Below are 23945 nucleotides of genomic sequence, written 5' to 3'. Positions count from 1 at the left end.
CGGTATTGAGAAGATAGAGAGTGACGTCCAAAGCTACCAACTAAGGACGTCTATAGCGGCAAAAGCTACCAACTAAAGCCGCCTACATGAAAATTCTGAGCGATATAGACATGCGATTTACGAAGATACACGAGGCCTTATACGTTGTCACGTTGGAAGGTACTGACTATTTAGTTGCAGAGGAAGATATCTTTACCTTTGCATGGAACCTGAAGCAACAGGGCAAGTAGAAAAGTAAGGCTTCACATGTTTGACCAGGCGGAGTGCAATGCTCCGTCTTTTTTGTACATAAAACACGTCAAGAACCAATAAAACGACTGTCTTTCCTTCCGTGGCTAATTCCAATGCCACAACAGACCAATCAGAGACCTACCAATGCAAGATTACGACTACGATTATGAACCAAGACCAAAGGGAGGCTTTAAACCTTTCAGCCCATCCAAAATGCACAATAAAAGCAGTAGCCCAAGACCGCACAGTAATTCAAGCGCTATTAAGAAGAAGCCCAGAACTACCCACTTCGATCTCATGGCTCCCTTAAGAGACGCTATGACAGTATCAGACCTAACAGGAATAGAACGGCTTGTACTGTGGACGCTCTATTCACGTATGGATAAGCATGGCGTCTGCTTCCCGTCTTATGCTCGTATCAGTAAGGAAGCTGGAATAGCTGATAGAACAGCAAAGAAGGCTATCAAGTCCCTAGTAGAGAAGACATGGCTTACTTACAAGAAAGGATCACAGATAAGCGGTAAGGCCAATGAGTACAAGCTAGACATGAATAAGTTGGATTTAACTCAGGTTAAGATACGGCAGGAGACAAAGACAGCCAAGATTCCTGCTTTGAGTTGCGATGATGGAGACTTTTAGCTGGTGCATGTCGTTCACCAGCCTGTGCACCAGATTCACCAGCTAGTGCATTACGTTCACTAGAGGTAGTGCACCAGATTCACTAGGGTGGTGCACCAGATGCACACCAACAAACCATAGAACAAACCATTACAACAAACCATCTAACAAAGAGGGGTTTTTAATGGGAAGACAGAAAGGGAGTAATAGCTTTGGTCTTATTCAACTTAATCTCAGGTTGAGCCGGAGACTAATTTATAACCCTTTGTCTATCTTGTCTTTGCCTAGTGCTTTATCAAAGTAATCAGCCCTAGATTCCACTTCAAAATTACGCCCTCGGACAGTCTCTGTAAAGCATTGTGATAACACTTAAGAAAGATGCGAATAATGTATCGTCTTTTGCGAGAACAGTGCTGAGAACGTCGTATAGCCTATCGCAAACACTCTAAGAATGCCCGAGAACACCGAAGAACAGACGCAGAATAAAACTGTGGCTGAGTATTTCTGTGTCTCTCGGTTGCTATATATGAAAGGGTAAAAAGTGAGCATTTATATCGCTTAAGAAGAATTAGAATCGTTCTTAAGGAAAAGCTTTAAGAATAAATAAGTTAATACGCATTGGTGGCACGAAGGCAACGCCCACACCTAGCAGAAAGAGAGGTAAGCGGAACCATAGGCTGTCGATGAAACGAATAAACGTTGCTTTAAGACATTTTAGATTCATAAGCTGTTCCTTCTTGTCTGTGGAGATTCGAACTCCGAAGTGGTTTTTAAATGTGCGGTAAAGATCAATTGCTGTTGTGCTGATGATTACAGTGTTAACAATTAAAACGAGATTCGCAAACCACTCTTCCGTGCTACCAATGCGCACTAAAGATATTTTAACACGAAATCCCCCTGTCTAAACAACTAACTAAAACTAAGAATAACTATGACTGACACCAAGATAGACGTGAGCAAACCAATGCACTTTGGTGATGCTCTCGATAGATATGAAAAGAGCCACCAGAACACCGACGGGAGTGAGTTTATATGTACCGTCTTCGATTGCTTTGAACCTAAGCGTAAAGACAAGAAAGGAAGGGTGAGAAGTAATCTTTGTACCAAGCATGGGCTTCATTTAGTTACACATGGAGACCCTGCACATAAAAACCCTAACAAGTGGACGACGAAAACGCATAAGGCTTACTTCAATGCAGGTGTTTACTGGGCGAAAACGTACAAGAACATACTGTTTAAGCACACGGAAACACTAAAGAACATCCACGAGAACACACCCATACCTGAATCTTGGAAGAACGTTAAACCGTTATCACCAGAGAAACAGGCAAGAATTATTATCTCGTCCATAGTGGGAAGAGTGGGCGAGCAAGGAGCCTTAGAGCTCTTCATGGGAGTCTGGAGCTTGTGCCATTACCTGCGAAAGCGTGAAGGCTGGAACTGGACAGCAAGACGTGAGCTGTACTTTGTCTATAAGAACCTGACTAGAAGCCGTATGGGATCTGACTATGGCTTCCACGGCTACCGGACAATCAAGCCTATAGCTGCAATCTTTATCGACATCATGCGAGGTATTGAGCACCAGAGTGATAAGGAGTTCTATGTCTTAAGTAAGCAGTTTGAGCAGGATGGTAAGACAGATAAAAGAACGGGAATAAAGGCTAAGGCGGAAACCTTGCTTGAGTACCAGCAGCGATATGTTAGACATAAAGCTAAAGGTCAAAGTGGTGCTGTACCTATCGCTGGATTGACTAAGAGTGATAAGCGAGAGATTCGAGCTATGTCTACTCGTGAATCTTTGATGCGTAAGCGTGTTCGGGATGAGCTTAAGGCTAACTTGAATAATCTAGCGGCCAGCCTTGGTTCGTCGTGAGTTGTGTGCTTTGGTACTAAAGTGATCTTCAGGCTGCGTTCTCTGCGCAGCTATCGGCTCTTTCCTGTAAAGGTACTCATTTACGAAGAGGTTACGTTACCAGAGTACCTTGGTAAGTTATTGATTTTAAATATTGGTGTGATGGGGCTTAAATACTGGTACTCACCGGATGATATTACTTTTTGATGAGTCTAATGATGAAGGTACGGTGTTATCACATGCTTGAATCTAAGGAGCGGGTTTTTCTTCACAGGGAGCGGTGGATTATCAAGGGGATTTTAATTGGGTTGCACTACTGATTTAGAATATTGTAAACGATACGTACATCACACTTTTAATTAGGTTGCTCCAGAGATTAACTACCTCCCAATTAAATGGATTAAAAGCAGGTATGTCTGTCAATTCCACACCACAGAATAATGTTCAACATACCACGTAATATTCCACACCGTCTCAGCCCAGTGTTGGCGCGGGTTTGTAATTAGGTTGCCTGCTAAGGTCAGAAGGTATCCTGATGATAATAAAACTGTACCGTAGACCAACTACCTACTCCAACTATTCCAAAGACATCGCAGGACGTAGACGCAGGTTGCTCCAAGGTTCTTTCCATTCCTTGTGCTTCGTCGAACCTGCGGTGTCTTAAGCTACTCGCCACAGCAAACCAAATGAGTTCAATCTGTCCTCGCCAAAGATTACAGATGAATTTAGAGACGGTATGTCTAGATGTACTCCCTTATCACTACGTCTATTAATACCGTCTTACCCCCGTTACAAATCTTTAATTACTAATTTTTTTACAACAAGGTACACCAGAGAACCCACTTTATGACCACAGATAATCCACTAACAATCAAGACCCGCCAGTTAACCAATGGCGAAGTAAAACTACGACAGCGAGTAAATCTAAGCGCAGAGACACTGGTGAAGATTGACGAGTACCGTGAAGAGTTCAAGCGTAGATACGGCGAGAACGCAACGGTATCACTTGCGATTAACCAACTAATTGAACAAGGATAATAACGAATGGAAAACAAGCCTTACATCTATAAAGACCCTAGCTACAGCTTCAAAGTAGACGCCAATCGAAGTTTGAAATACTCAGTATGCCGAAAGGTAACGTCGTTCTACCAAGCACTAAGTTCAACAGCGCCTTGTGTCGTCCACTTGGTAGAGTCGGTTAATGATCGCCTTGTACTTAAGTGTTACGACATTGAACCCAATGTAACGTACAAGATTAGCCCTGAAGCCAAGCATTTATACTTCCGTGCCGTCTACCCAGAAGATGATAAAGGACACCGAGTACGTTTTGAATTAATGGAAAATCTTAATATGACTGGTGTTAGTACATGCCAGAACGAAACAACAGAAGAGAAATAAACCTAATGACATTCCAAATGAAAGAACCAAAACAAATAAAAGAAGAAGCAAAGAAGAAACCTATGACCCAAAAAGAACTAATCCAACAACTAGAGAAAGACATAGCTGCTGAACGTAAGCAAACAGCAGAACACGCTGAGCAACTAGCAGCCTTGTCTAAATATACGAAGCCATTAATCGAAGCTGAGAAGGCTAAGGAAGAGCAAGCCCGTCGAGATAATGAAGCAGCTAAGGCAAAGGCAAAGGCTGAACGTGGAGCAGCAGCATTAGAAGCCGCAAACTATCACTGTAATACCACCAATGTCTTCACCACAGACCAAGAACGGCGAGCGTATGGAATGGCATTTATCAGTGAGAATTATCCTGATGTAGACCCAGCCTCTTACCCATTGTACCCAGTAGATTTAACTCAGGAAATTGAGCGCGGTCTTGACGTACTTAAGCGAGGAATGAACGCACCGCTAGGCCATAAAGACAGCGCGTACCTCTTCTCTAATTACATGCGTGGCTTTGTCTTTACCCCTCAGATTGCAGCAGGTATTAGCCGTGCAGCTTTGGCCTTGGAGAAGCAGCTTGCGTGTAACGTTGAGTGTCTTGATCTAGAGCTGGCGCAGATTATTGAACGGGATTCTGAGAAGGCAGCAGAAGAAGCCGAACGACGAGAGCGTGTCTTAAAAGATACAGCTAAGCAGGAGCAGATTTTGAAGAAGATAGTTAGCTCCAATGCAACTTCAGCAATGGAAATTGACACACAGAATCAAGTTAACCAGATGATCCAAGAACAGGATGTTAAATACAAATGAGCGAGTACTACTCAGTAACTTTAAGCAATGAAACAGACGCAACAGGTGTTGTCTCTACGGTTTCAAGCAGCACACCAAATAGTCATGAGCCTTGTAATATTATGGCTGATGATTCCCCAGTAACGTTTATGGGTGTGAATATGTCTAAGGAAGAGAAACAACATCTTATTGACTCTGGGTATCGAGAGCCAAATAAGCCCGAAGCTAACGTGGATGAAGACGCAGGTGGTGAAGCTGAAGATAACCTAGCCTCACATAGCGATAATATATCCGATGTTGATAGCGAGATTACCGACATCTTAAGCACAATACATAATGGTAATGACGATGGTTATCGTGGCATGGCAACTTCAGTAATTGATATGGCTCTTACTGGTGAAGTTAACGAGAGCACCTTGCGCAGTATCCATAGCTCACTTGGTTTAAGTACTGATAGCTATGATGCCAATAATGTCATTGAAGAAGCTAACAGCGTAATGGATGCCTTGTCTTATTCTGCTGGTAATCGTTGCATGACACAGCATGGTATGTCTCCCGAACAGGTTAACGACTTTTATCAATGGGTAACTGAAGGCGGGAACATGCACCTCATTGGAGAGGATCTTATCTACGGTAACTATGGTTCATTGGATACACAGGCCAAGATGTACAAAGCAAGCTGCAAAGGTTCGTGATGCTGGCTAGGAATAAACGACCTCTAACACCTTTCGAGATTGAGCAGCGAGAGCGTACAGTTCCCTTGTCTTACATTGCGGCCTACTGGGGTGAGCATAAGAAAGAGCTTTACGAAAAGACGTACACGATCCTCGATACTGAAACTAAACTACTGGCGTTGTTCCCTGATAAATACGCGGTACGTGAAAGAGAGTTTGTTAATCGCTTACTTGGGTACACTGAAGACAGCGATTACAGCCTCTCGATAGGTATTAGCCGTTCCCTACCTGCCGTCTACAAAGATGTCTGGTTCAATGCTCGGTGTGCGTTTGAATGGGAAACCATGGCAGAACGCCAATGTACAAAGTCGCAGCCAACCCCACCACAACCTGACCTATCTACTGGTCTATCCCCAAAACAATATTAAATAAATACAGACGTGTTAAATCCCTTATGACTGTCGTTAATTGCCCCGGTCGGCTTTCGCACGTCTGTATAAAAGAGACTTAAATGAAAAATGCAGAACTAAAAATTAACAATAAAGACTTACGACTTATCGACGTCAATGATGAAAATATGGTTCTGATCGGACACTTTTACGATAAGTTTACTAGCTTTTCTATAGAGGAAACTTTCGGCTCAGACGTGGTAGAGCTGCGTGATTTGCACGGAGAGCTTGAGATTACAGAAGACTTTAATAAGTGGCGAAATCGTGTTGTGGATGAGAACAACATTAAAGTAGTTGTTCCGACACGAGAAATGACAGGTGAAGGCGGCAAGTGGATTACTCGTTATTATGTTTCTCTTCGTGATGCTAAGGCTATCGCTATGATGACAATGAATGATGCAGGTACTTTAGCTCGTTCATTCTTCATTCTAGCGTCTAAGTTGAGTATTCCTAATTTATAGGTCATAGCGGATACGGGTCGTTGTGTGCGGTATAGTGGATGAAAGATATGTGCAGCTACCTTTACTCTCTGGGTATGTGGATAAGTTGCTGAATAAATTGAAAATAACAATTAAAGTGTCACCTCGGTACAGCTAAAGTGTCCCCTCGTGAAGTGTCCCCTCATAAACAAGACATATAAAACAATACAGAATAGAGCATTAAACAAAGCAAGATCCAATAAACACCGTCTTATTAAATTACCTAAATAAGAACTGTTCAAAAAGCCAATAATAATGCTTGTTTTTAATGCATTGAAAGAAGAGAAGAAAGGCATTCGATCAGATTTTGATCAATTGGTGCGTAAAGCACGGGTATGTCTGGAATAGGGCTTTGCAGGGAAGTAGAATCAGATGCTATTGGGGTTCGCCTTCGGGTGCGCCATAAGACGGAAGCAACACCCAAAGACTTGATGATGAACTGTTGACGCAGCTCGTACATCCGAACGGTAAAACCTGTTAGCGCAGGAAGAACCGATACGCAAGCTATGATCAAACCTGCGTAGAGCGTGATTGTAGCAAAGTCAGATCGGGGTGTTCTAGTGAAAAGAAGACATATGATCACTAAACAAGCGAATACACTACAAACTCTTCATAAACACACTCAGTTAGTCGCATTTTTACGCGATGATTTCTCATTCCTGCGTTTTAAGCGTCACCAAAACTACAAGAAAGTCCTGACTAGCATTGCAAAACATGCTGATAAGTCGAAGGATTGGTCTTGCTATCGCAACCAGACGGCCATTGCTAAAGAGCTAGGGCTTCACATACGTACAGTTAAGCGTGCTATTGCCATGTTCATACGTGAAGATTGGCTAGAAGTAATTGGCCGTGAGGTGCGTGGTGTTAAGGATGGTGGTGCTCTGTTAGGTCGTAACTTCTATCGCTTTACAAATAAGCTACTTAACCTGATTGGCCTTCAGCGTGATGCGAAGTGTAAGTCAGTAGGTAAGCTACAGCAGCTTTGGAATGCTTGTACAGCTCATGTATCTAAACTGTCTCGCAGTTTTTAATGCCGTAGGCGATTGTGTTCATAATAATGCTGACTTTCTTTTGTTATTTGTTAGCTTTCCTTTATAGCGAGAATAGCTAACCTTCGCAATGGGTGATGGCGGTCACTTTTTAAAACAGACTTATTTTGATTCGTTTAACCATTCATCATTCGCATCTTGACGAAACTCTTGATAGAAATGCTCTACTTTTTTTGCTTCGCCGTCTGTGAGTGTAAAAGGTGTAAAACTATCCCCACTGATTTCAGAATCTAGAGTGACTGGCTGAGCGATAATAGCGTTATTTTCTATTGTGACGAGACAGCGAGTTTCATCGAAATAGGTAAAGAGGCTGATTGCATTGTTTTCGTTTTGCCATGAATAGACAGACAACACACCGTTTGCCAGTATTAGTTCGTCTTCGATTAAACGCTGCGGAGCTTGAAAAATGATTAATAACGATGCGGCATTAAGTTCTAGCGGTGTTCCATTGGTAAAGGCTTGATGAATGCTTTGCCTTTCTTTTTCAGTTAATACATCAAGTAATACTGGTTTCTGTTTGATTGCATCTTGTGTGGCTTTAAGTAACTTTTGTGCACCGCTCATAATATGACCTTAGTAGTCGGTATAAAAAGCACTGATATTACTATTGATAGTGTCTGGCTGCTACTTATCAACTAAAGGCAATAGCCATTTTAATAAGCCAACCACACGCAATGATATTGGTGAAGAAGATTAACGAACGCCAAGGGCTCAATTTGAATGCATAACAAAGAATATAAAGTAGGCGAGTTGCTACAAATAGGTAAGCGGGCAGGGCGGCTTGTTCTTCGGGCACTCCAGCAAAGTGGGCAATAAAAATACAAATAGCAAAAACAGGAATGATTTCCCAGCCGTTCGCTTGCGCTGATTTCATTCGAGCTGCGGTTCCCGTCAATTCACGTTCTTGAACTCGAGGTTGGTTAATATCGAATCTACCCGTTTGTTTTATCGTTAGCCAGCCTCCTAATCCAGCCCAAAGATAGTTAACAATGATCGAGATAATAATGCACCAGAAAGCAGGTGTCATGATGATTCCTTTGAACAAGAATAAGAAAAATTTTAACGTGTTGTAGTCAAACTTTAGACTATCAAGCCAATGAAATTGCATTTGTTTCTTTGATGTTAAGCACAGAATATTGATTGATGCTTAATTAACCATTTTATTTTTATGGTTAATTAAGTTCAAGAAGATAGGAGTAACGTTTAAAAGAGTCAGGCTAACACGTTACTGATGTGACACAGGTAACTCATTAAGGGTGGATGCCACCCCACTTTTAGAGAGAAAAAACACTACTGATAAATGCAACTTTAAGTTATTGATTCGAATCAAAAGTTATTTAATTTGACGAATTTTTATAATTTGATTTCAATCAATAACAATCTACTCATAAATGGTTACATTCTGCTCCGTTCAAACATGAAGCCCCAAATAAGCCTGAATAAAATAAATTCAGCTCAAAAGGAATGGAGATAATAATAATGAAAAAGACCCTTTGTACATTAGCAGTAATAGCCAGTATCGCAGCAGCCCCTCAAGCTTTAGCACATAAGAAAGGTGATTTTCTTGTGCGTGCCGGTATTGCATCGGTTGTACCCAATGAGAGTAGTGATGACGTGCTGGGGTTAGGTGAATTCAAGATTGATTCAAATACTCAACTAGGCCTAACGTTTGGTTACATGATCACTGATAACATTAGTTTTGAAGTACTAGCGGCTACCCCTTTTAAGCACAAAGTCTCTTTAGGCCCACTAGGTGAAATCGCAGAAGTAGAGCAGTTACCACCGACGTTCATGTTGCAGTATTACTTCATGGACAGCGGCAGTAAACTGCGTCCATACGTAGGTGCAGGTATCAACTACACCACGTTCTTTAATGAAGAGTTTAATGCTGCTGGTAAAAATGCAGGTCTGAGTGATTTGAAACTGGAAGATTCATGGGGGTTGGCTGCCAATGCAGGTCTTGATTATATGATCAACGATGATTGGTTTGTTGGGGCGTCGGTATGGTACGCCGACATCAGCACTGATGTGAAATTCAAAGCGGGTACTGATGATGTGACAATTAAAACTGATATCGACCCTTGGGTGTTTATGATTTCTGGTGGTTATAAGTTTTAAATATCATTGAATATCGTTAAACAGGCTAGATCTTAATAAAGTGGTATGGCTGATGTTTGAGATGCCACTTTTTTACTCCTATTCGTATTCAAGTGAGATCTAAGTCTCACTTTTGACTTTGTATAGGGTGAAAACTAAATATCTAATTGATCAAACTCAACATGCCAGTTGTGGATCTCGGAATAATGAAGCCTCTGTATTATGGAGGTCTCAATGGAACTGAATCCAGTTTTTGCTCGCCGTCTTTATTTGGCATTACTTGTAGAGCATACCGAACGCCCAAATGTACCAAGGTTGATTGAACAAACTGGTTGGCCACGCCGTACGATTCAAGATGTATTGAAAGCTTTGCCGGGTATTGGTATCGAACTTACGTTTATTCAAGATGGTAAACGACACAATGATGGGTATTATAAGCTAAGTGATTGGGGGCCTTTCGATCTGCAATGGGTTGAAAATCGAGAAAAGGATCTCATCACCTCAGTTGCTTGCTAAAAGAAAACCGCAGTTACTGCGGTTTTTCTTTAAAACGTGTTGATAAAAATTTAAGAGTTACGTTTTAGGGCATAAGTAAGCATTTGCAGTCATCGTGACGGATGTGCCAAAGGTTTGTGGGGCGTATAGATGGATAGTATTTGCACCCAGTTTCCCTGCTTTATTTCTGAGATTATTCAATACGGCTTCTGTTAGATCACCATCGTTCAATAACCAGTAGTTGTACCACGTACCCTGAGAGGCCACTATGGTGCCTTTGGGTTCACATTCACTCATATGCTGAGTGTCATTCCATGTAACCTGAACTGACTTACCATCGTGGTGTAAGGCGGTTGTTTCACAACCCACTAATAAAAAAGAAAGTAAGCCAATAAAGTATATTTTCTTCATTACTGCCCTTGTGCTTCTAAATACAAAACAGTGGCTGCTGTACGTGATTTTACTTGTAGCTTTTTCAGTAAACTTTTCATATGTACTTTAACTGTTGCTTCTGAAATAAACAGTGCATCTGCAATTTGTTTATTACGGTAGCCTTTAGCAACCTCTTGTAATATTTGAGTTTCTCTATCAGTAAGTGAGCTTAATAGGCAATCTTGCTCTGTATTACTTTCTAAGTGTTCTCGAACGATATTACTGTAGGCTTTACCCCCACATAACGCTTGCTTCAGCAGGCTAATTAATTCATCGGGTTCAGTATCTTTCAATAAGTACCCATCAGCACCTGCAGCGACCAGCGCTTTCACATCAGAGCGACTATCTGAAACCGTTAGTACTACGATGCTGGCAAGAATACCTTCAGCACGCATTACATTTAACGTATCAAGACCAGACATGCCTTTCATATTCAAATCAAGCAAAATAAGATCGGGGTTTTTTTCATGTGCCATAGCAACAGCATCTGTTCCGTTGCTTGCTTCGCCAATCATTTCAAAATCTGGTTCAAAGCTTAATAATTGACCAATACCACGTCGCATAAGTGGATGATCGTCCACTATCATTATTTTCCAACACGTCATACTTTGTCCTCAAATTTCAAGCGAAAAGGTTAAGTTAACTTCACAACCATCGCCTAGCATTGTTGTAATCTTAATATTGCCATGTAAGCGCGAAGCCCTTTCAGCCATTATGGCTAAGCCGTAATGGTTCAGTTTTTCATTTTTAGGGTCGAAGCCTAATCCATCATCGGAAATTTTGATATCAACCTGTTCATCTTTTTGACTACAAGTGACAATTATCTCGTCAGCTTGAGCATGTTTTATCGCATTCAACACCGCTTCTCGAATGACTTGAAGAACATGTATTTGATGATGTGCATCTAGGCTCAACGACGACAAATGGTTATCAATAACCAGTATGGCATCGGTTTGATTATCGAGTGGTTCTAGCATTTCGACTAATGCTTCACCAAAATCCGCCTCTTTAATGGTTAAGCGGAACGTGCTCAATAATTCACGTAATTGAGTATAAGCACCGGATAAGCCGCTATCTATATCTGTCACAATGTTATTGGTATTATCACAGCCATTATCTTTTTCTTTTAACTGACGTTTCAATAGCGTCATTTGAATCTTAAGGTATGACAATGATTGAGCTAATGAGTCATGTAACTCGCGTGCAATTGTTGCACGTTCTTCTAATAGTAGTAACTGCTCACTTTGTTTTTGAGCGCGGTTATAATAAATTCCCCGAGCCAAAATGTTTGAAATGTTATCTATAAGGGTTTGATCTGGACAGGGTAGTGTATATTGCCAGCATAATTGCCCTAAATTTTGTCCATCAATATTGAGATCTTGATAATGCCAACGCTGATCTATTTCAGTGCCAACCATGATCTCTGTATTGCCAACCTTCGTTTCATCTATGATTAGTTTAGCAGCCGTAAGCCCTTCTATCGCAACCAATGTTTCAAGCATGGTTGAAAAATTTTGAGATGTTAGACGACTAACCGACAATTCTTGTGAGCAGTTATAGAGTACCTGCAATGATTCGTTTGCATGCTGTAATCGACGGGTTTTTTCATCGACACTCTTTTCTAAACCACGGTATAATTTACCCAGCTCAGACGACATCTTGCTGAAATTGTCAGCTAAAATACCAATCTCGTTATCACTTTTAATATCAATCTTTATATCAAAATGACCGCTTTGTACTTTTCCGCTTGCAGCAACTAATTGGTTTAACGGCGACACAATTTTGCGCTGCGTAAAGTGAATAGTAAATAGTGCCACTATTAAGATAAGGCTTAAGCCGATCCCGCCTGCTACAGATAATACCTGCAATTTGATCACAGAGAATTCTTGCAACTCAAAAACAAAGCGATCAATGAGGTGAACAAACTCAGCCACTTCTTGCAAGTATTGATCTTGTTCAGGGGTATGCATTAAAGGGTGTAAATTTTCCCAACGATCGATCAATCCGTAGTAATGCTTTTTAATATTAGTGGGAACGGTCCAATGCTCTAATGCTGCCATCGAGGGAGAAAAGAGTGATTGTTCAAATTGGTCTAGATGGTGAGTTAATTCGGTAGAGTTTGTATTGATATCATAAGCTAATCGGTAGCTCTGCATACGTAACGAACCAGAAACATTAATGGCTTCTGCATCGTTTAAACTCGAGGCTAATGTTAAAAGCGCAAAGCTGGTCGTCGCGACGGATAATAGCAGTATAACCAGCATCGCACGGGCAATAGTGGATGTGACTGGTTTGAGTGGTCGGTTTTGCACAGTCTTTCCTTTTTGAGTGAAAGGCAATGTAATCATTAAGAATAGTTGGGTAATATTTTCTATTACACCATACTTGATGCTGTATCCCGTAGATGAATAGTGTGAGGGTTGACGTTTTATTTTATTGATCCAAAACAATTAACCCCACAAATTAGCCCTAAGTGGGTATTTAAGCATTTGTGACTATATTTACACTTACTGTGTAAAAAAATGACGGGTTATGAACAGCATTTTAAGGTGTTTACCGTCGATACACACATTTATAGTCCGTAGTATGTATTTTCATTCATATTAGTTTACTAAAGGTATTAGCAAATGTTTGATCGTTCCCGCCGAAATCTACTTTCTCGGCGTCGTACTCCAGCATTGCCGCGAATGCCATGGGTTGTAGATGAAGATACATTTGTAGACAGTTGTACCCGCTGCAACAAGTGTATGAATGCGTGTGAAACACAGATTATTGTAAAGGGCGATGGTGGGTTCCCCATTATCGACTTTAATCGTGGTGAGTGTACTTTTTGTACACAATGTGCTGAAGCATGTCCTGAGAGATTGTTCCGCCCTACAACGGAGCTGCCTTGGGATTTAAAGGCGCAGATTACCTCCAACTGTTTTGCTCATAACAAAATAGAGTGCAGGAGCTGCGGTGATATGTGTGAAGTGCAGGCGATTCGTTTCAAATTACAAGCTGGTGGTGTGGCATTACCAGAATTGGATACGGACGTTTGTAACGGTTGTGGCGCTTGCTTATCAGTTTGCCCTGCATCTGCCATCAGTATGACCACGAAAAATTAGAAGAGAAATAGCTTATGGCGCAAGAAGAAGTACACATATCAAGCCTAGTTGTTCATGTAAAACCTGAATATTTAGAAGAGGTAAAAGCTCAGATTCTGGAAATGCCGAATACTGAAATACCTGGCGACAGTCCTGAGGGAAAAGTTATTGTAGTTTTGGAAACTGAAAATCAAGGCTATGTAACTGATACTATAGATAAAATAAATAATTTAGAACATGTTTTAATAACTTTTTTAGTGTATCACCAAATTGAACACTTTGATTCGCAATCTGAGGATGATTCATGAAAATGACAAGACGTGCGTTTGTGAAAGCAAACGCGGCAGCATCAGCAGCTGCTGTTGCGGGTATTACCCTGCCAGCATCTGCGGCTAATTTAATTGTTAGCTCTGATGAAACAAAAATTAAGTGGGATAAAGCGCCTTGTCGTTTTTGTGGCACAGGTTGTTCAGTGCTCGTTGGTACACAGAACGGTCGTGTAGTGGCAACGCAGGGTGATCCTGAAGCCCCGGTAAATAAAGGTCTTAACTGTATAAAAGGTTATTTCCTTTCTAAGATCATGTACGGCAAAGATCGTCTGCAAACGCCAATGCTGCGTATGAAAAACGGCGAGTATAATAAAGAAGGGGATTTTGCCCCTGTTTCTTGGGATCAAGCATTTGATGTGATGGCCGAGAAATTCAAAACAGCACTGAAAGAGAAGGGGCCAACAAGTGTTGGTATGTTCGGCTCTGGTCAGTGGACTGTTATGGAAGGCTACGCAGCATCAAAAATGATGAAAGCGGGTTTCCGTTCAAATAACATCGATCCTAATGCTCGTCACTGTATGGCTTCGGCTGTAGGTGGATTTATGCGTTCTTTCGGTATTGATGAGCCAATGGGTTGTTACGATGATTTCGAGCACGCAGATTCATTCGTACTGTGGGGCTCTAACATGGCAGAAATGCACCCAGTATTGTGGACACGTATTACTGACCGTCGTTTAAGTCACCCCCATGTTAAAGTAAACGTGTTATCAACGTATTATCACCGTTCGTTTGAACTGGCTGATAACGGTATGATTTTTGAACCTCAAACCGATCTAGCTATTGCTAACTTTATCGCAAACTACATCATCCAAAACGATGCAGTGAACTGGGATTTCGTTACAAAACATACCCACTTTAAACGTGCTGAAACAGACATCGGTTATGGTCTACGTGACGATAACCCTCTTCAGATGAAAGCAAAACACCCTAACTCAGGTGCGCTTCACCCAATGGATTTCGAACAGTACAAAGCATCTGTTGCTGAGTACACTGTTGAAAAAGCATCGCAGATGTCGGGTGTATCTGAAGAAAAACTAATAGAAATGGCGAAGCAATACGCGGATCCAAAAGTGAAAGTAATGTCACTTTGGACAATGGGTATGAACCAACATACTCGTGGCGTTTGGATGAACAGCCTGGTTTATAACATTCACTTGTTAACCGGTAAAATTTCTCAACCAGGTAATAGCCCATTTTCATTAACAGGTCAGCCATCAGCTTGTGGTACAGCACGTGAAGTGGGTACATTCTCACACCGTCTGCCTGCCGATATGGTTGTAGCAAACCCTAAGCACCGTGCTATTGCAGAAAAAATCTGGAAATTGCCTGACGGTACGATTCCACCAAAGCCTGGCTATCATGCCGTTGTTCAAGATCGCATGTTGAAAGACGGTAAGCTAAATGCCTACTGGGTAATGTGTAATAACAATATGCAGGCTGGTCCTAACATTAATGAAGAACGTTTACCGGGTTACCGTAACCCAGAAAACTTTATCGTATGTTCAGACCCGTACCCAACAGCAACGGCACAAGCATCTGATTTGATTTTACCAACAGCAATGTGGGTAGAAAAAGAAGGTGCTTACGGTAATGCAGAACGTCGTACTCAAGCTTGGTATCAGCAAGTTGAATCACAAGGTGATTCAAAGTCTGATTTATGGCAGTTAATGGAATTCTCTAAGCGCTTCAAGATTGAAGAAGTATGGGGTGAAGATCTATTAGCACAAATGCCTGAGTACCGTGGTAAAACAATGTACGAAGTACTGTTCCGTAATGGTCAGGTTGATAAGTTCCCGCTTTCAGAAGCACAAGAGCTTAACGATGATGCTAAAGCACAAGGCTTCTACTTACAGAAAGGTTTGTTTGAAGAGTACGCAGCATTTGGTCGCGGCCATGGTCACGATTTAGCACCGTACGATGTTTATCATCAAGTACGTGGTCTACGTTGGCCGGTTGTTGATGGTAAAGAAACACTTTGGCGTTTTGTTGAAGGCTCTGACCCATATGTACCGGAAGGTGAAGGTTTCCGTTTCTACGGTAAGCCAGATGGTAAAGCGAATATCATTTTTGCTCCGTTTGAACCAGCACCAGAAGAGCCTGATCAAGAATATGATATGTGGCTATGTACAGGTCGTGTACTTGAACATTGGCACACAGGTACAATGACACGTCGTGTTCCTGAGTTGTATAAAGCAGTGCCTGATGCACTTTGCTTTATCCACCCTGATGATGCGCAAGAACGCGGTTTACGCCGTGGTGATGAAGTGCTATTGGAATCTCGCCGTGGTGAAGTTCGTTGTCGAGTAGAAACGCGAGGTCGTAACCGTCCACCTGCTGGATTGGTATTTGTACCGTTCTTCGATGCTCGTGTTTTGGTTAATAAACTGATTTTGGATGCTACTGACCCACTGTCGAAACAGACAGATTTCAAAAAGTGCCCAATTAAAATCACCAAAGTTTAAATAATCGGATGATATTAGTAGTTGATTGCCTGTAACCCATATAGGTAATCATCTGCTTGACTCGAATTTAGCCATTAGGCGGAGAAAGCAATGAAACGATTAGTTTTAGCAGTTATGACTGTTGGCATGTTGTTAGCTGGAGCGGTGCAAAGTGCTGAAGAAACTAGCGCACCAGCAACAGAAAATCACAAAGTTTTAGATCAAATCACGATGAATCCAGGCGGTATTGGTGGTGTTGAATCATTACGTGGTGCAAGCGAGCTAGAAACAACGCGCCCTGCAGATGCATTTAAACGTTACCCTCGTGACCAAGGTACAATTGATAGCGATTACGTTTATCAGCCACCTTTGATTCCGCACACTATTCGCAATTACGAAGTGTCATTAAACGCCAATAAATGTTTAGCTTGCCACAGCTGGAAAAATGCGAAAGAAATGGGCGCAACCAAAATCAGTGTAACGCACTATGAAACACGTGAAGGCCAAGTGCTTTCAGATGTATCACCACGCCGTTACTTCTGTCAGCAATGTCACGTACCTCAAGCTGATGCTAAACCATTAGTCGGTAATGATTTCCAACGTGTTGACGCGCTGCGCTAGTTATAGCCGCAATCATAAGAGAGGCTATATATGAACATTATAAAAGCGTTCTGGAAAAGGTTGAGATCACCGAGTAAAGTGGCCGTTGGCGTTGTTTTACTTATGGGGTTCATGGGTGGCTTATTATTCTGGGGTGCATTTAACACCGGAATGGAAGCAACCAATACCGAGGAATTCTGTTCAGGTTGTCACGCACCTATCGTTAAAGAGATCCGTGAAACAGTTCACTTCTCTAACCGTTCTGGTGTACGAGCTATTTGTTCAGATTGTCACGTACCTCATAATTGGACAGATAAAATTGTACGTAAAGTTCAAGCATCAAAAGAATTGTTTGCTCATTATGTAACGAAGACGATTGATACAGAAGAGAAGTTCAAAGAGCGTCGAGGTCATTTAGCGGAACGAGAATGGCATCGAATGAAAGAGAATAACTCTCAAGAATGTCGTAATTGTCATAACTTCGAGTACATGGATTTCTCTGAGCAAGGTCCACGCAGTGTGAAACAACACTCAACGGCGTTAGCATCGGGTGATAAAACCTGTGTAGATTGTCACAAGGGTATTGCACACAAACTGCCTGACATGCAAGGTGTGGAAGGCTGGTAATAACTAAGGTAAGTAGAGTATGAGTACATTAGAATCTGTGATTTGGCATGTATTAGGTTATGCCGCAATGCCCGTTATTATCTTGTCTGGCTTTGCTGCTGTAGCTGCCGTTTCAATTTGGCTTTTATCGTTAGGTAAAGACAAAAACGTGTAAATACATCATATCGTTATTCAAAAACGGTTATAAAGTCAAAGCCACGTCGATAAGACGTGGCTTTTTTAATGCGTGTTGTTTGACTGGGAGGTGCGTTGAAATAAGCCGATTAGCATCATCACTGTCCAGGCAATATAGAGTGGAAGCCATTCGATGAAGAAAGGTACACCGATTAGTGCCGTGCCCTCTAACCATACTTCACCAAGGTGGAGTGCCACCATACTGATTAAGCCAATAAAGCTGATGACTAAAAAAGAAGGTCTATCCATCTGGTTGCTCCTTATTCATTAGTGAACAAGGTAATCTAAATGATAATTATTATCAAGCGCGTTTTTTAATTAAACTTCGAACTTTACTCTGATGTGAGGTAGTGGCTTTCTAATAACATAGTGCGGAATGCTTCTGCTCGTTCTCGGTTTACACCAAAATCAGAATAGCCTGTTCGCGATTCAGATCGAACAATGATTTCATTGCCTTGAAGGCGTAATTCAAAATCATCGACAAAACCAAAGACAGCACTACGGCATTCAATATGAAGGTAATTAGGGGCTTTTTTAGCAAGACTAGCACCAGATAAAGAAAGTGCGAGCTGCTCTATATCAGCCCAATGGGCGAGGCCTTTTTCATTGAGTATAAATTCAGTCAGTTGAAAGTCATCACGTTTGTCACGTGTTGAAACACAGTTGGGTTTATCACCACACATTTGTAGTGACCGGTCGGCAGCAGTGGTGTTTTCACCGTTAGCATTTGAACAACCAGCCATGGCAATAGTTATTGTGAGTAATAAGGAACGAGGGGTCATGTTCAATCCTTTGTTCATGCAAGTATTCACTGAATGGAAACGTTTTTTATTTATAGCGCAATATACGCAGCAAAACCTAACCATGACGCAATAAGTAATGCCCAAGGCAACCAATGTTGCTTGTATTCAACAATCTGCTCTGGAGGCGTTTCAGAGGGCTCTACGGGTTGTTGTTTTTCTTTAAGGTCTTTTTTTCTGAGCTTGTCACGCTCACGTGATTTTACTTTTTGTTGTTTTTTATATAACTCAATCCCTTTTTGGATCCCTTGTGCCACTAAACGCGTTTGTTCTTTAGTTTGGCCGGGTTTTTGAGTTGCTTTGGCTATTTGCATTGCTTCGGCTTGCGTTTCTGCTGATGGAGCGTTACTTGCTTTTTGAATATTCATTCTCATTCCACCTAAAGGTCAATCGTTTGATACCTTGATTGTTTAAGCGACATTATACCTTGTCTGTATCTTGTGTGTGAGTGTATCTGAACGATCAGAATGAATAGGTATGTAGTAATATTTCAACAAGTATTAAATAAAGCCATAAGTGTCTATGTGTTTGAGTTTGTAGTTAACAGTTTGATTTGTAGTGTTTTTGTGTTGGGTTTGCCTGGCCTGAAAAATACGTGTTACATTCTGTTTGTTGCCTGAATAAAAGATGATATTGGCGTTTTTCTTACAAAAGTGTGATCAAAACAGCAAGATTAAAAATTGAACAGTGCGGTGTACCACAGAATTAACCACTATTAAGTTCTTCATTTAGCAATATAGATTATTGTGAGCGGGTAATAAATACATTGTGCATTTCAGACTTTGGTTGAATTTAAGGTTATTCGGCACCATTGCTCATAAGAGAGAGAATGTGTGAGGAATTGTTTTGCTTTATCCAATAGATGCTTATGACAAACACGGTACATTGAAGCCATCGAAAATGTTATGGCTGGCACTAACATTCAGTGCTAAAGCATGGTTTGTTTTTGTGATGGCTGGTGCCAGTCGCGAGCAAGGTGCGCAAATATTGACAATATTCTATCCATATAGAGATAGTTTATATATCGGAATGGCAATGGGTTTACCCGCAATATTATTGATGTGGTTATCGGGCCAGCGATATAAAAATAAAAAAATAATGAATATATTATGGCAGCACGGCAAAATATTATTACTCGCTGCCTATTTAACTGATTGTTTATTGCAACTGTATCACCTGTCGCTCACACATGGTGCATTCAGCTGGACGAGGGCAATTATCATGTTATTAACGCTATGGTTTAGCGTATACCTGATAAGAAGCACAAGGGTTCAGAATACATTTGCAGATAAGCCTGTAGAGAGGTAAACCAAATGAATGAATGGGGTAAAGGTTTAGTACTATTTAGTGCACTTTTAAGCCCGCTAGCAATGGCTGATTGGCTATTGGATGTTAACTTTGAGTTGACTAGCGAAAATACAAAACAAAGCGTCAACACATCACTGTCATTACTTCCTGGTGAAGAGACTGTTATTTTTGGCACGTCGTCAGAAGAAGGAAATAGCAACCGTGAATTGGTCGGTAGTGCTGAGTTATTAGAATACTCTGCAGAAGAAGTTAAAATCGCATTTACTGTCAAAGAACGTTTAGATGATGGTGCATGGCGCACGATTATTTCGCCAGTTCTATCGACGGGTCTTAATGGGCCAACATCGTTTGTAAGTACGAATGATGCTTCGAAAGAACAAGTAAAGTTACAAGTTGAAGTAACCTCTGTGTAATGTCACTCACGGCCCACTATCTATATAACGCTCCATAAGTGGGGCGTTTTTTTATACCTACTTAGATAAGTCGTTATTCATCCTTGCCGGTTAAAATTATTCGACTATCTTGAGGTCATTTGGCCAGAGACATATTCTCTTTCCATTTAGAATCGCTTTGCTTAACTATGTGGCTGACAATGATCAACGCAGAATGGTTAAATCGAGTTATAATCGCTAGTTGATTAATTAGATTCGTCATACTTTGTATTTAGGAGAACTTAATGGCTACCTCACAACCTGCAATCTTGCCAGACGCTGGCCCTTTTTCCCTTTATGTTGTTATGAAAGTTGTAGGAAATAAAGATACGGTTATTGAGCAATGTAAATCGTTGCATCAAACCCTAGCGGTATTAAATGAACAACAACCGGGTGCCGAACTTCGTGCGAGCATTGCTTTTGGCCAATCGTTTTGGACGTCGCTAGAAAAAGGTTGCCCTGCTGAATTTTCTGATTTTCGTGAATTAGGCAAAGGGGATATTACTGCACCTGCAACGGGTGGTGATGTTCTTTTGCATGTTAACTCTAGCCGTCATGATTTGAATTTTTATCTGCTTCGTCGTTTTATTGAACCTATGGCAAAAGAGATAGAAGTACTGGATGAAACGTATGGTTTCAAATATCTAGATTCACGTGATATGACGGAATTTGTTGATGGTACTGAGAATCCAAAAACAATTGAAGCGCGAAGTGATGTTGCCTTAATTAAAGAAGGTGAGTTTGCAGGTGGTAGCTTTGTTATGGTTCAGCGTTTCATCCATAACCTTCCTGCATGGAATCGCTTAAGTATTCAAGCGCAAGAAAAAGTGATTGGCCGTACTAAACCTGATTCGATTGAACTTGATGATGTACCAGCAGCGTCACATGTTGGCCGTGTTGATATTAAAGAAGAAGGTAAAGGGTTAAAAATTGTTCGTCATAGCCTGCCATATGGCTCTGTAACAGGTGAGCATGGTTTACTTTTCATTGCCTATTGTTCTGGCCAACATAACTTCAATGTGATGTTAGAGAGTATGTACGGTGAATCTGACGGTAAGTCAGATCAGATGTTGCGTTTTACTAAAGCGGTAACAGGCGCTTACTTCTTTGCACCATCAGTTGAGATGTTAGATAGCTTATAAAGCGGGAAAAAAAATAACGATGCGTTATTTCTCATGATTTTTTAATAAGAGAAGTACATGAATAGGTATCGGCGAGAGGTGAAGACTTCTCGCTTTTTTTATTTCCACAAACAAAAAACGCCACCCGAAGGCAGCGTTTTTTAAGCGTCAAACAATCTTACTTTTTGATGCGTAGTACTGGAGTTTCACCCACAGTTACAGCGCCAGAAAGTTTGTTTAGCTCTTTGATCTCGTCCATGTTAGAGATAACAACTGGAGTCAGAGTTGACTTAGCTTTCTCTTCAAGAAGTGCAAGATCGAATTCGATTACAGTGTCGCCAACTTTAACAGTTTGACCTTCTTCTGCGATACGAGTAAAGCCTTCACCTTTAAGCTCAACAGTGTCGATGCCAAAGTGAACGAAAAGCTCAATACCATCGTCAGACTCGATAGAGAAAGCGTGGTTAGTTTCAAAAATTTTGCCAATTGTACCGTTTACAGGTGCAACCATTTTGTTGCCAGAAGGCTTGATAGCAATACCGTCACCAACAATTTTTTCTGCAAAAACAACATCTGGCACATCTTCGATGTTTACGATTTCGCCAGAAATTGGTGCGATGATTTCAATAGCACCAGCTTCGCTGCTGTCGTCAGAAACCAGCTTCTTTAACTTGTCAAACAAACCCATGTCATTGCTCCTAAGCGTTATTATTCTATCTGAAGCTATATTAGCAGATAGTTTTTTCTGCGATGAATTTTTCTACGTGTGCTTCGATTTCAGCTGCTGTTGGCATAGCAAGTGCTTGCTCGGCCATAGCTTTAACATCAGCAAAGTTAGCGTTACGGATAACTTTTTTAATACGTGGAATTGAAATTCCGCTCATGCTGAACTCGTCCAGACCCATACCTAATAGTAATAGGGTAGCACGTTCGTCACCAGCTAACTCGCCACACATACCAGTCCACTTACCTTCTTTGTGAGAAGCATCGATAACTTGCTTGATCACTAACAGTACTGCTGGAGATAGCGGGTTATATAGATGAGAAATAAGCTCATTTCCGCGGTCAACTGCAAGAGTATACTGGGTTAAGTCGTTTGTACCAATGCTAAAAAATGATACTTCTTTAGCAAGGTGGTGTGCGATAGCTGCTGCAGCTGGCGTCTCAACCATTACACCGATTTCGATTTGCTCGTCAAAAGCTAAACCTTCAGTGCGTAATTCAGCTTTGTATTCTTCAATCGCCGCTTTCAGTTCACGGATTTCTTCAACAGAGATAATCATCGGGAACATGATACGAATCTTGCCATGCGCTGAAGCTCGTAGAATACCACGTAGTTGATCACGAAGAATTTCACGACGATCTAGGCTGATGCGAATTGCACGCCAGCCTAAGAACGGGTTCATTTCTTTAGGAAGATCTAAGTAAGGAAGATCTTTGTCGCCACCAATATCCATTGTACGGATAATGACGGTTTCGCCGTGCATTGCTTCTGCAACATCTTTGTAAGCTTTGTACTGTTCTTCTTCTGTTGGCAGTGCGTCACGATCCATAAATAGGAATTCTGTACGGTACAGACCAACACCTTCACCGCCGTTACGGTTGATACCGTCACAATCTTTAACAGTACCTATGTTACCGCAGACTTCTACTTGCTTACCATCAAGGGTAATTGCAGGAAGATCTTTCAGCTTCGCAAGTTCTTCAACTTCAGCTTGGTGCTTGTCACGGATAGCTTTGAATTTAGCTAGCTCGCCTTCAGTTGGGTTAACCACGACTTGGTTATTGATTGCATCAAGAACCAGCATGTCACCGTTTTGAACACGAGTTGTAATATCATTGGTACCAACGATAGCAGGTAACTCTAGAGAACGAGCCATGATAGAGGTGTGTGATGTACGACCACCAATATCAGTAATGAAGCCAAGTACGTAATCTAGGTTGATTTGTGCTGTTTCAGAAGGTGTAAGGTCGTTAGCAACCAAAATCACTTCTTCGCTGATAGCACTAAGATTAACGATACTAATGCCAAGTGCATTTTTAACAAAACGGTTGCAGATATCGCGGATATCAGTAGCACGTTCTTTCAAGTATTCGTCATCTAATGACTCTAGCGTCATTGCTTGTTCTTCAATAATTGAATGAATAGCAAGAGCAGCTGTCGCTTTATTATCTTTAATGAAAGCTATGATTTCCTCTTCAAGCTCTTCATCTTCAAGCAACATGATGTGACCTTCAAAGATCGCTTCCTTCTCTTCACCGAAGGTGATACGTGCTTTTTCTTTGATTACTTCTAGTTGCTCTGCAGATTTCTTTCGCGCATCGAAAAAACACTGAATTTCGTTGTCGATCTGATCTGCTGAGATTGGAGTTTTGCTAAGAACAATCTCTTCTTCTTGCAATAGTAGTGCTTTACCAAAAGCAATACCCGGAGATGCCAGGATACCTGAAATCATAGCCTTACCTTACATT

31 protein-coding genes are annotated in these 23945 nt (G+C 41.3%); 20 read left to right on the top strand and 11 right to left on the bottom strand.

What is annotated here, in order from left to right; translation table 11 throughout:
• Positions 1-375 precede the first annotated feature (375 nt).
• Positions 376-870 (top strand): helix-turn-helix domain-containing protein, encoded by a 495-nt coding sequence (locus C9J48_RS04210; RefSeq protein ID WP_006230893.1) that lies wholly within the window; start codon positions 376-378, stop codon positions 868-870.
• 559 nt (positions 871-1429) lie between these two features.
• Here C9J48_RS04210 and C9J48_RS27805 read toward each other — a convergent pair.
• Positions 1430-1573, bottom strand: coding sequence for a hypothetical protein (locus C9J48_RS27805; RefSeq protein WP_006230894.1), 144 nt, complete (start codon positions 1571-1573; stop codon positions 1430-1432).
• A gap of 228 nt (positions 1574-1801) precedes the next feature.
• Here C9J48_RS27805 and C9J48_RS04205 point away from each other — a divergent pair, with 228 nt between their 5' ends.
• The 8 genes from C9J48_RS04205 to C9J48_RS04170 all read left to right on the top strand — a co-directional run bounded on the left by C9J48_RS04205 (position 1802) and on the right by C9J48_RS04170 (position 7514).
• Positions 1802-2722: a hypothetical protein gene (locus tag C9J48_RS04205; RefSeq protein WP_131541640.1), complete on the top strand. Its 921-nt coding sequence runs from the start codon at positions 1802-1804 to the stop codon at positions 2720-2722.
• A gap of 825 nt (positions 2723-3547) precedes the next feature.
• Positions 3548-3739: a hypothetical protein gene (locus tag C9J48_RS04200; RefSeq protein WP_006230896.1), complete on the top strand. Its 192-nt coding sequence runs from the start codon at positions 3548-3550 to the stop codon at positions 3737-3739.
• Positions 3740-3745: 6 nt separating this feature from the next.
• Complete coding sequence (locus C9J48_RS04195) at positions 3746-4099, top strand: hypothetical protein (protein WP_006230897.1); 354 nt, start codon at positions 3746-3748, stop codon at positions 4097-4099.
• Positions 4100-4116: 17 nt separating this feature from the next.
• On the top strand, positions 4117-4902 hold the full coding sequence (locus tag C9J48_RS04190; protein WP_131541641.1) for a hypothetical protein: 786 nt from the start codon (positions 4117-4119) through the stop codon (positions 4900-4902).
• Complete coding sequence (locus tag C9J48_RS04185) at positions 4899-5576, top strand: hypothetical protein (protein ID WP_006230899.1); 678 nt, start codon at positions 4899-4901, stop codon at positions 5574-5576. The genes C9J48_RS04190 and C9J48_RS04185 overlap by 4 nt, the downstream gene beginning before the upstream one ends.
• On the top strand, positions 5576-5983 hold the full coding sequence (locus C9J48_RS04180) for a hypothetical protein (protein ID WP_006230900.1): 408 nt from the start codon (positions 5576-5578) through the stop codon (positions 5981-5983). Before C9J48_RS04185 ends, C9J48_RS04180 begins: the two co-directional genes overlap by 1 nt.
• Positions 5984-6066: 83 nt before the next feature.
• Complete coding sequence (locus C9J48_RS04175) at positions 6067-6465, top strand: antA/AntB antirepressor family protein (RefSeq protein ID WP_006230901.1); 399 nt, start codon at positions 6067-6069, stop codon at positions 6463-6465.
• A gap of 578 nt (positions 6466-7043) precedes the next feature.
• Positions 7044-7514, top strand: a complete 471-nt coding sequence (locus C9J48_RS04170) for a helix-turn-helix domain-containing protein (protein WP_131541642.1) — start codon at positions 7044-7046, stop codon at positions 7512-7514.
• A 120-nt stretch (positions 7515-7634) separates the two neighbouring features.
• Here the strand turns inward: C9J48_RS04170 and C9J48_RS04165 are convergent, their stop codons facing one another.
• Positions 7635-8096, bottom strand: a complete 462-nt coding sequence (locus tag C9J48_RS04165) for a hypothetical protein (RefSeq protein WP_006230903.1) — start codon at positions 8094-8096, stop codon at positions 7635-7637.
• Positions 8097-8163: 67 nt separating this feature from the next.
• The gene (locus C9J48_RS04160; RefSeq protein ID WP_006230904.1) at positions 8164-8559 is read right to left on the bottom strand and encodes an MAPEG family protein; all 396 of its coding nucleotides are present in this window, start codon (positions 8557-8559) and stop codon (positions 8164-8166) included.
• Between the two features lie 452 nt (positions 8560-9011).
• Between C9J48_RS04160 and ompW the strand changes: the two genes are divergently transcribed.
• A complete protein-coding gene (gene ompW, locus C9J48_RS04155; RefSeq protein ID WP_006230905.1) occupies positions 9012-9650 on the top strand; it encodes an outer membrane protein OmpW in 639 nt (212 codons plus the stop codon).
• A 213-nt stretch (positions 9651-9863) separates the two neighbouring features.
• Positions 9864-10145 (top strand): winged helix-turn-helix domain-containing protein, encoded by a 282-nt coding sequence (locus C9J48_RS04150; protein WP_006230906.1) that lies wholly within the window; start codon positions 9864-9866, stop codon positions 10143-10145.
• Positions 10146-10202: 57 nt separating this feature from the next.
• Here C9J48_RS04150 and C9J48_RS04145 read toward each other — a convergent pair whose 3' ends face one another.
• From C9J48_RS04145 to narQ, 3 genes are read right to left on the bottom strand one after another with little or no spacing between them, the layout of a single operon-like run.
• Positions 10203-10535 (bottom strand): DUF4156 domain-containing protein, encoded by a 333-nt coding sequence (locus C9J48_RS04145; protein ID WP_006230907.1) that lies wholly within the window; start codon positions 10533-10535, stop codon positions 10203-10205.
• Positions 10535-11161 (bottom strand): response regulator, encoded by a 627-nt coding sequence (locus C9J48_RS04140; RefSeq protein WP_036803293.1) that lies wholly within the window; start codon positions 11159-11161, stop codon positions 10535-10537. The genes C9J48_RS04145 and C9J48_RS04140 overlap by 1 nt, the downstream gene beginning before the upstream one ends.
• A 9-nt stretch (positions 11162-11170) precedes the next feature.
• The gene (gene narQ / locus C9J48_RS04135; RefSeq protein WP_006230909.1) at positions 11171-12868 is read right to left on the bottom strand and encodes a nitrate/nitrite two-component system sensor histidine kinase NarQ; all 1698 of its coding nucleotides are present in this window, start codon (positions 12866-12868) and stop codon (positions 11171-11173) included.
• Between the two features lie 315 nt (positions 12869-13183).
• Between narQ and napF the strand changes: the two genes are divergently transcribed.
• The 6 genes from napF (at position 13184) to C9J48_RS04105 (ending at position 17793) form a co-directional block, all read left to right on the top strand.
• Positions 13184-13663 (top strand): ferredoxin-type protein NapF, encoded by a 480-nt coding sequence (napF, locus tag C9J48_RS04130; RefSeq protein WP_006230910.1) that lies wholly within the window; start codon positions 13184-13186, stop codon positions 13661-13663.
• A 14-nt stretch (positions 13664-13677) separates the two neighbouring features.
• On the top strand, positions 13678-13950 hold the full coding sequence (locus C9J48_RS04125) for a chaperone NapD (RefSeq protein WP_006230912.1): 273 nt from the start codon (positions 13678-13680) through the stop codon (positions 13948-13950).
• Complete coding sequence (gene napA / locus C9J48_RS04120; protein WP_006230913.1) at positions 13947-16433, top strand: periplasmic nitrate reductase subunit alpha; 2487 nt, start codon at positions 13947-13949, stop codon at positions 16431-16433. The genes C9J48_RS04125 and napA overlap by 4 nt, the downstream gene beginning before the upstream one ends.
• A 90-nt stretch (positions 16434-16523) precedes the next feature.
• The gene (locus C9J48_RS04115; RefSeq protein WP_006230914.1) at positions 16524-17033 is read left to right on the top strand and encodes a nitrate reductase cytochrome c-type subunit; all 510 of its coding nucleotides are present in this window, start codon (positions 16524-16526) and stop codon (positions 17031-17033) included.
• 30 nt (positions 17034-17063) lie between these two features.
• Positions 17064-17639 carry a NapC/NirT family cytochrome c gene (locus tag C9J48_RS04110; protein WP_006230915.1) on the top strand — a complete coding sequence of 192 codons (576 nt, stop codon included), beginning with the start codon at positions 17064-17066 and terminating at the stop codon, positions 17637-17639.
• 19 nt (positions 17640-17658) lie between these two features.
• Positions 17659-17793 (top strand): TIGR02808 family protein, encoded by a 135-nt coding sequence (locus tag C9J48_RS04105; RefSeq protein WP_006230916.1) that lies wholly within the window; start codon positions 17659-17661, stop codon positions 17791-17793.
• A 65-nt stretch (positions 17794-17858) separates the two neighbouring features.
• Here C9J48_RS04105 and C9J48_RS04100 read toward each other — a convergent pair whose 3' ends face one another.
• From C9J48_RS04100 to C9J48_RS04090, 3 genes are all read right to left on the bottom strand, one after another.
• Complete coding sequence (locus tag C9J48_RS04100) at positions 17859-18062, bottom strand: hypothetical protein (protein WP_006230917.1); 204 nt, start codon at positions 18060-18062, stop codon at positions 17859-17861.
• A gap of 83 nt (positions 18063-18145) precedes the next feature.
• Positions 18146-18595 (bottom strand): DUF1499 domain-containing protein, encoded by a 450-nt coding sequence (locus C9J48_RS04095; protein ID WP_006230918.1) that lies wholly within the window; start codon positions 18593-18595, stop codon positions 18146-18148.
• A 50-nt stretch (positions 18596-18645) separates the two neighbouring features.
• On the bottom strand, positions 18646-18981 hold the full coding sequence (locus C9J48_RS04090; RefSeq protein ID WP_006230919.1) for a DUF2956 domain-containing protein: 336 nt from the start codon (positions 18979-18981) through the stop codon (positions 18646-18648).
• A 478-nt stretch (positions 18982-19459) separates the two neighbouring features.
• On the opposite strand from C9J48_RS04090, the gene C9J48_RS04085 reads away from it, so the two are divergent.
• The 3 genes from C9J48_RS04085 (at position 19460) to C9J48_RS04075 (ending at position 21494) form a co-directional block, all read left to right on the top strand.
• Positions 19460-19921: a DUF2919 domain-containing protein gene (locus tag C9J48_RS04085; protein ID WP_006230920.1), complete on the top strand. Its 462-nt coding sequence runs from the start codon at positions 19460-19462 to the stop codon at positions 19919-19921.
• Positions 19922-19926: 5 nt separating this feature from the next.
• Positions 19927-20334 carry a hypothetical protein gene (locus tag C9J48_RS04080; protein ID WP_006230921.1) on the top strand — a complete coding sequence of 136 codons (408 nt, stop codon included), beginning with the start codon at positions 19927-19929 and terminating at the stop codon, positions 20332-20334.
• A gap of 263 nt (positions 20335-20597) precedes the next feature.
• Positions 20598-21494, top strand: coding sequence for a Dyp-type peroxidase (locus C9J48_RS04075; RefSeq protein ID WP_006230922.1), 897 nt, complete (start codon positions 20598-20600; stop codon positions 21492-21494).
• Between the two features lie 157 nt (positions 21495-21651).
• Here C9J48_RS04075 and crr read toward each other — a convergent pair whose 3' ends face one another.
• Together crr and ptsI are read right to left on the bottom strand one after the other, a co-directional pair.
• Positions 21652-22161, bottom strand: coding sequence for a PTS glucose transporter subunit IIA (gene crr / locus C9J48_RS04070; protein ID WP_006230923.1), 510 nt, complete (start codon positions 22159-22161; stop codon positions 21652-21654).
• A gap of 40 nt (positions 22162-22201) precedes the next feature.
• On the bottom strand, positions 22202-23929 hold the full coding sequence (gene ptsI, locus C9J48_RS04065) for a phosphoenolpyruvate-protein phosphotransferase PtsI (protein WP_006230924.1): 1728 nt from the start codon (positions 23927-23929) through the stop codon (positions 22202-22204).
• Positions 23930-23945 lie beyond the last annotated feature (16 nt).

It is taken from the genome of Photobacterium profundum, from assembly GCF_003026285.1.
In the GTDB taxonomy this organism is placed as follows: Bacteria; Pseudomonadota; Gammaproteobacteria; order Enterobacterales; family Vibrionaceae; genus Photobacterium; species Photobacterium profundum.
The sequence above is the reverse complement of the archived record's forward strand: the minus strand, read 5'-3'. Positions and strand labels throughout refer to the sequence as shown.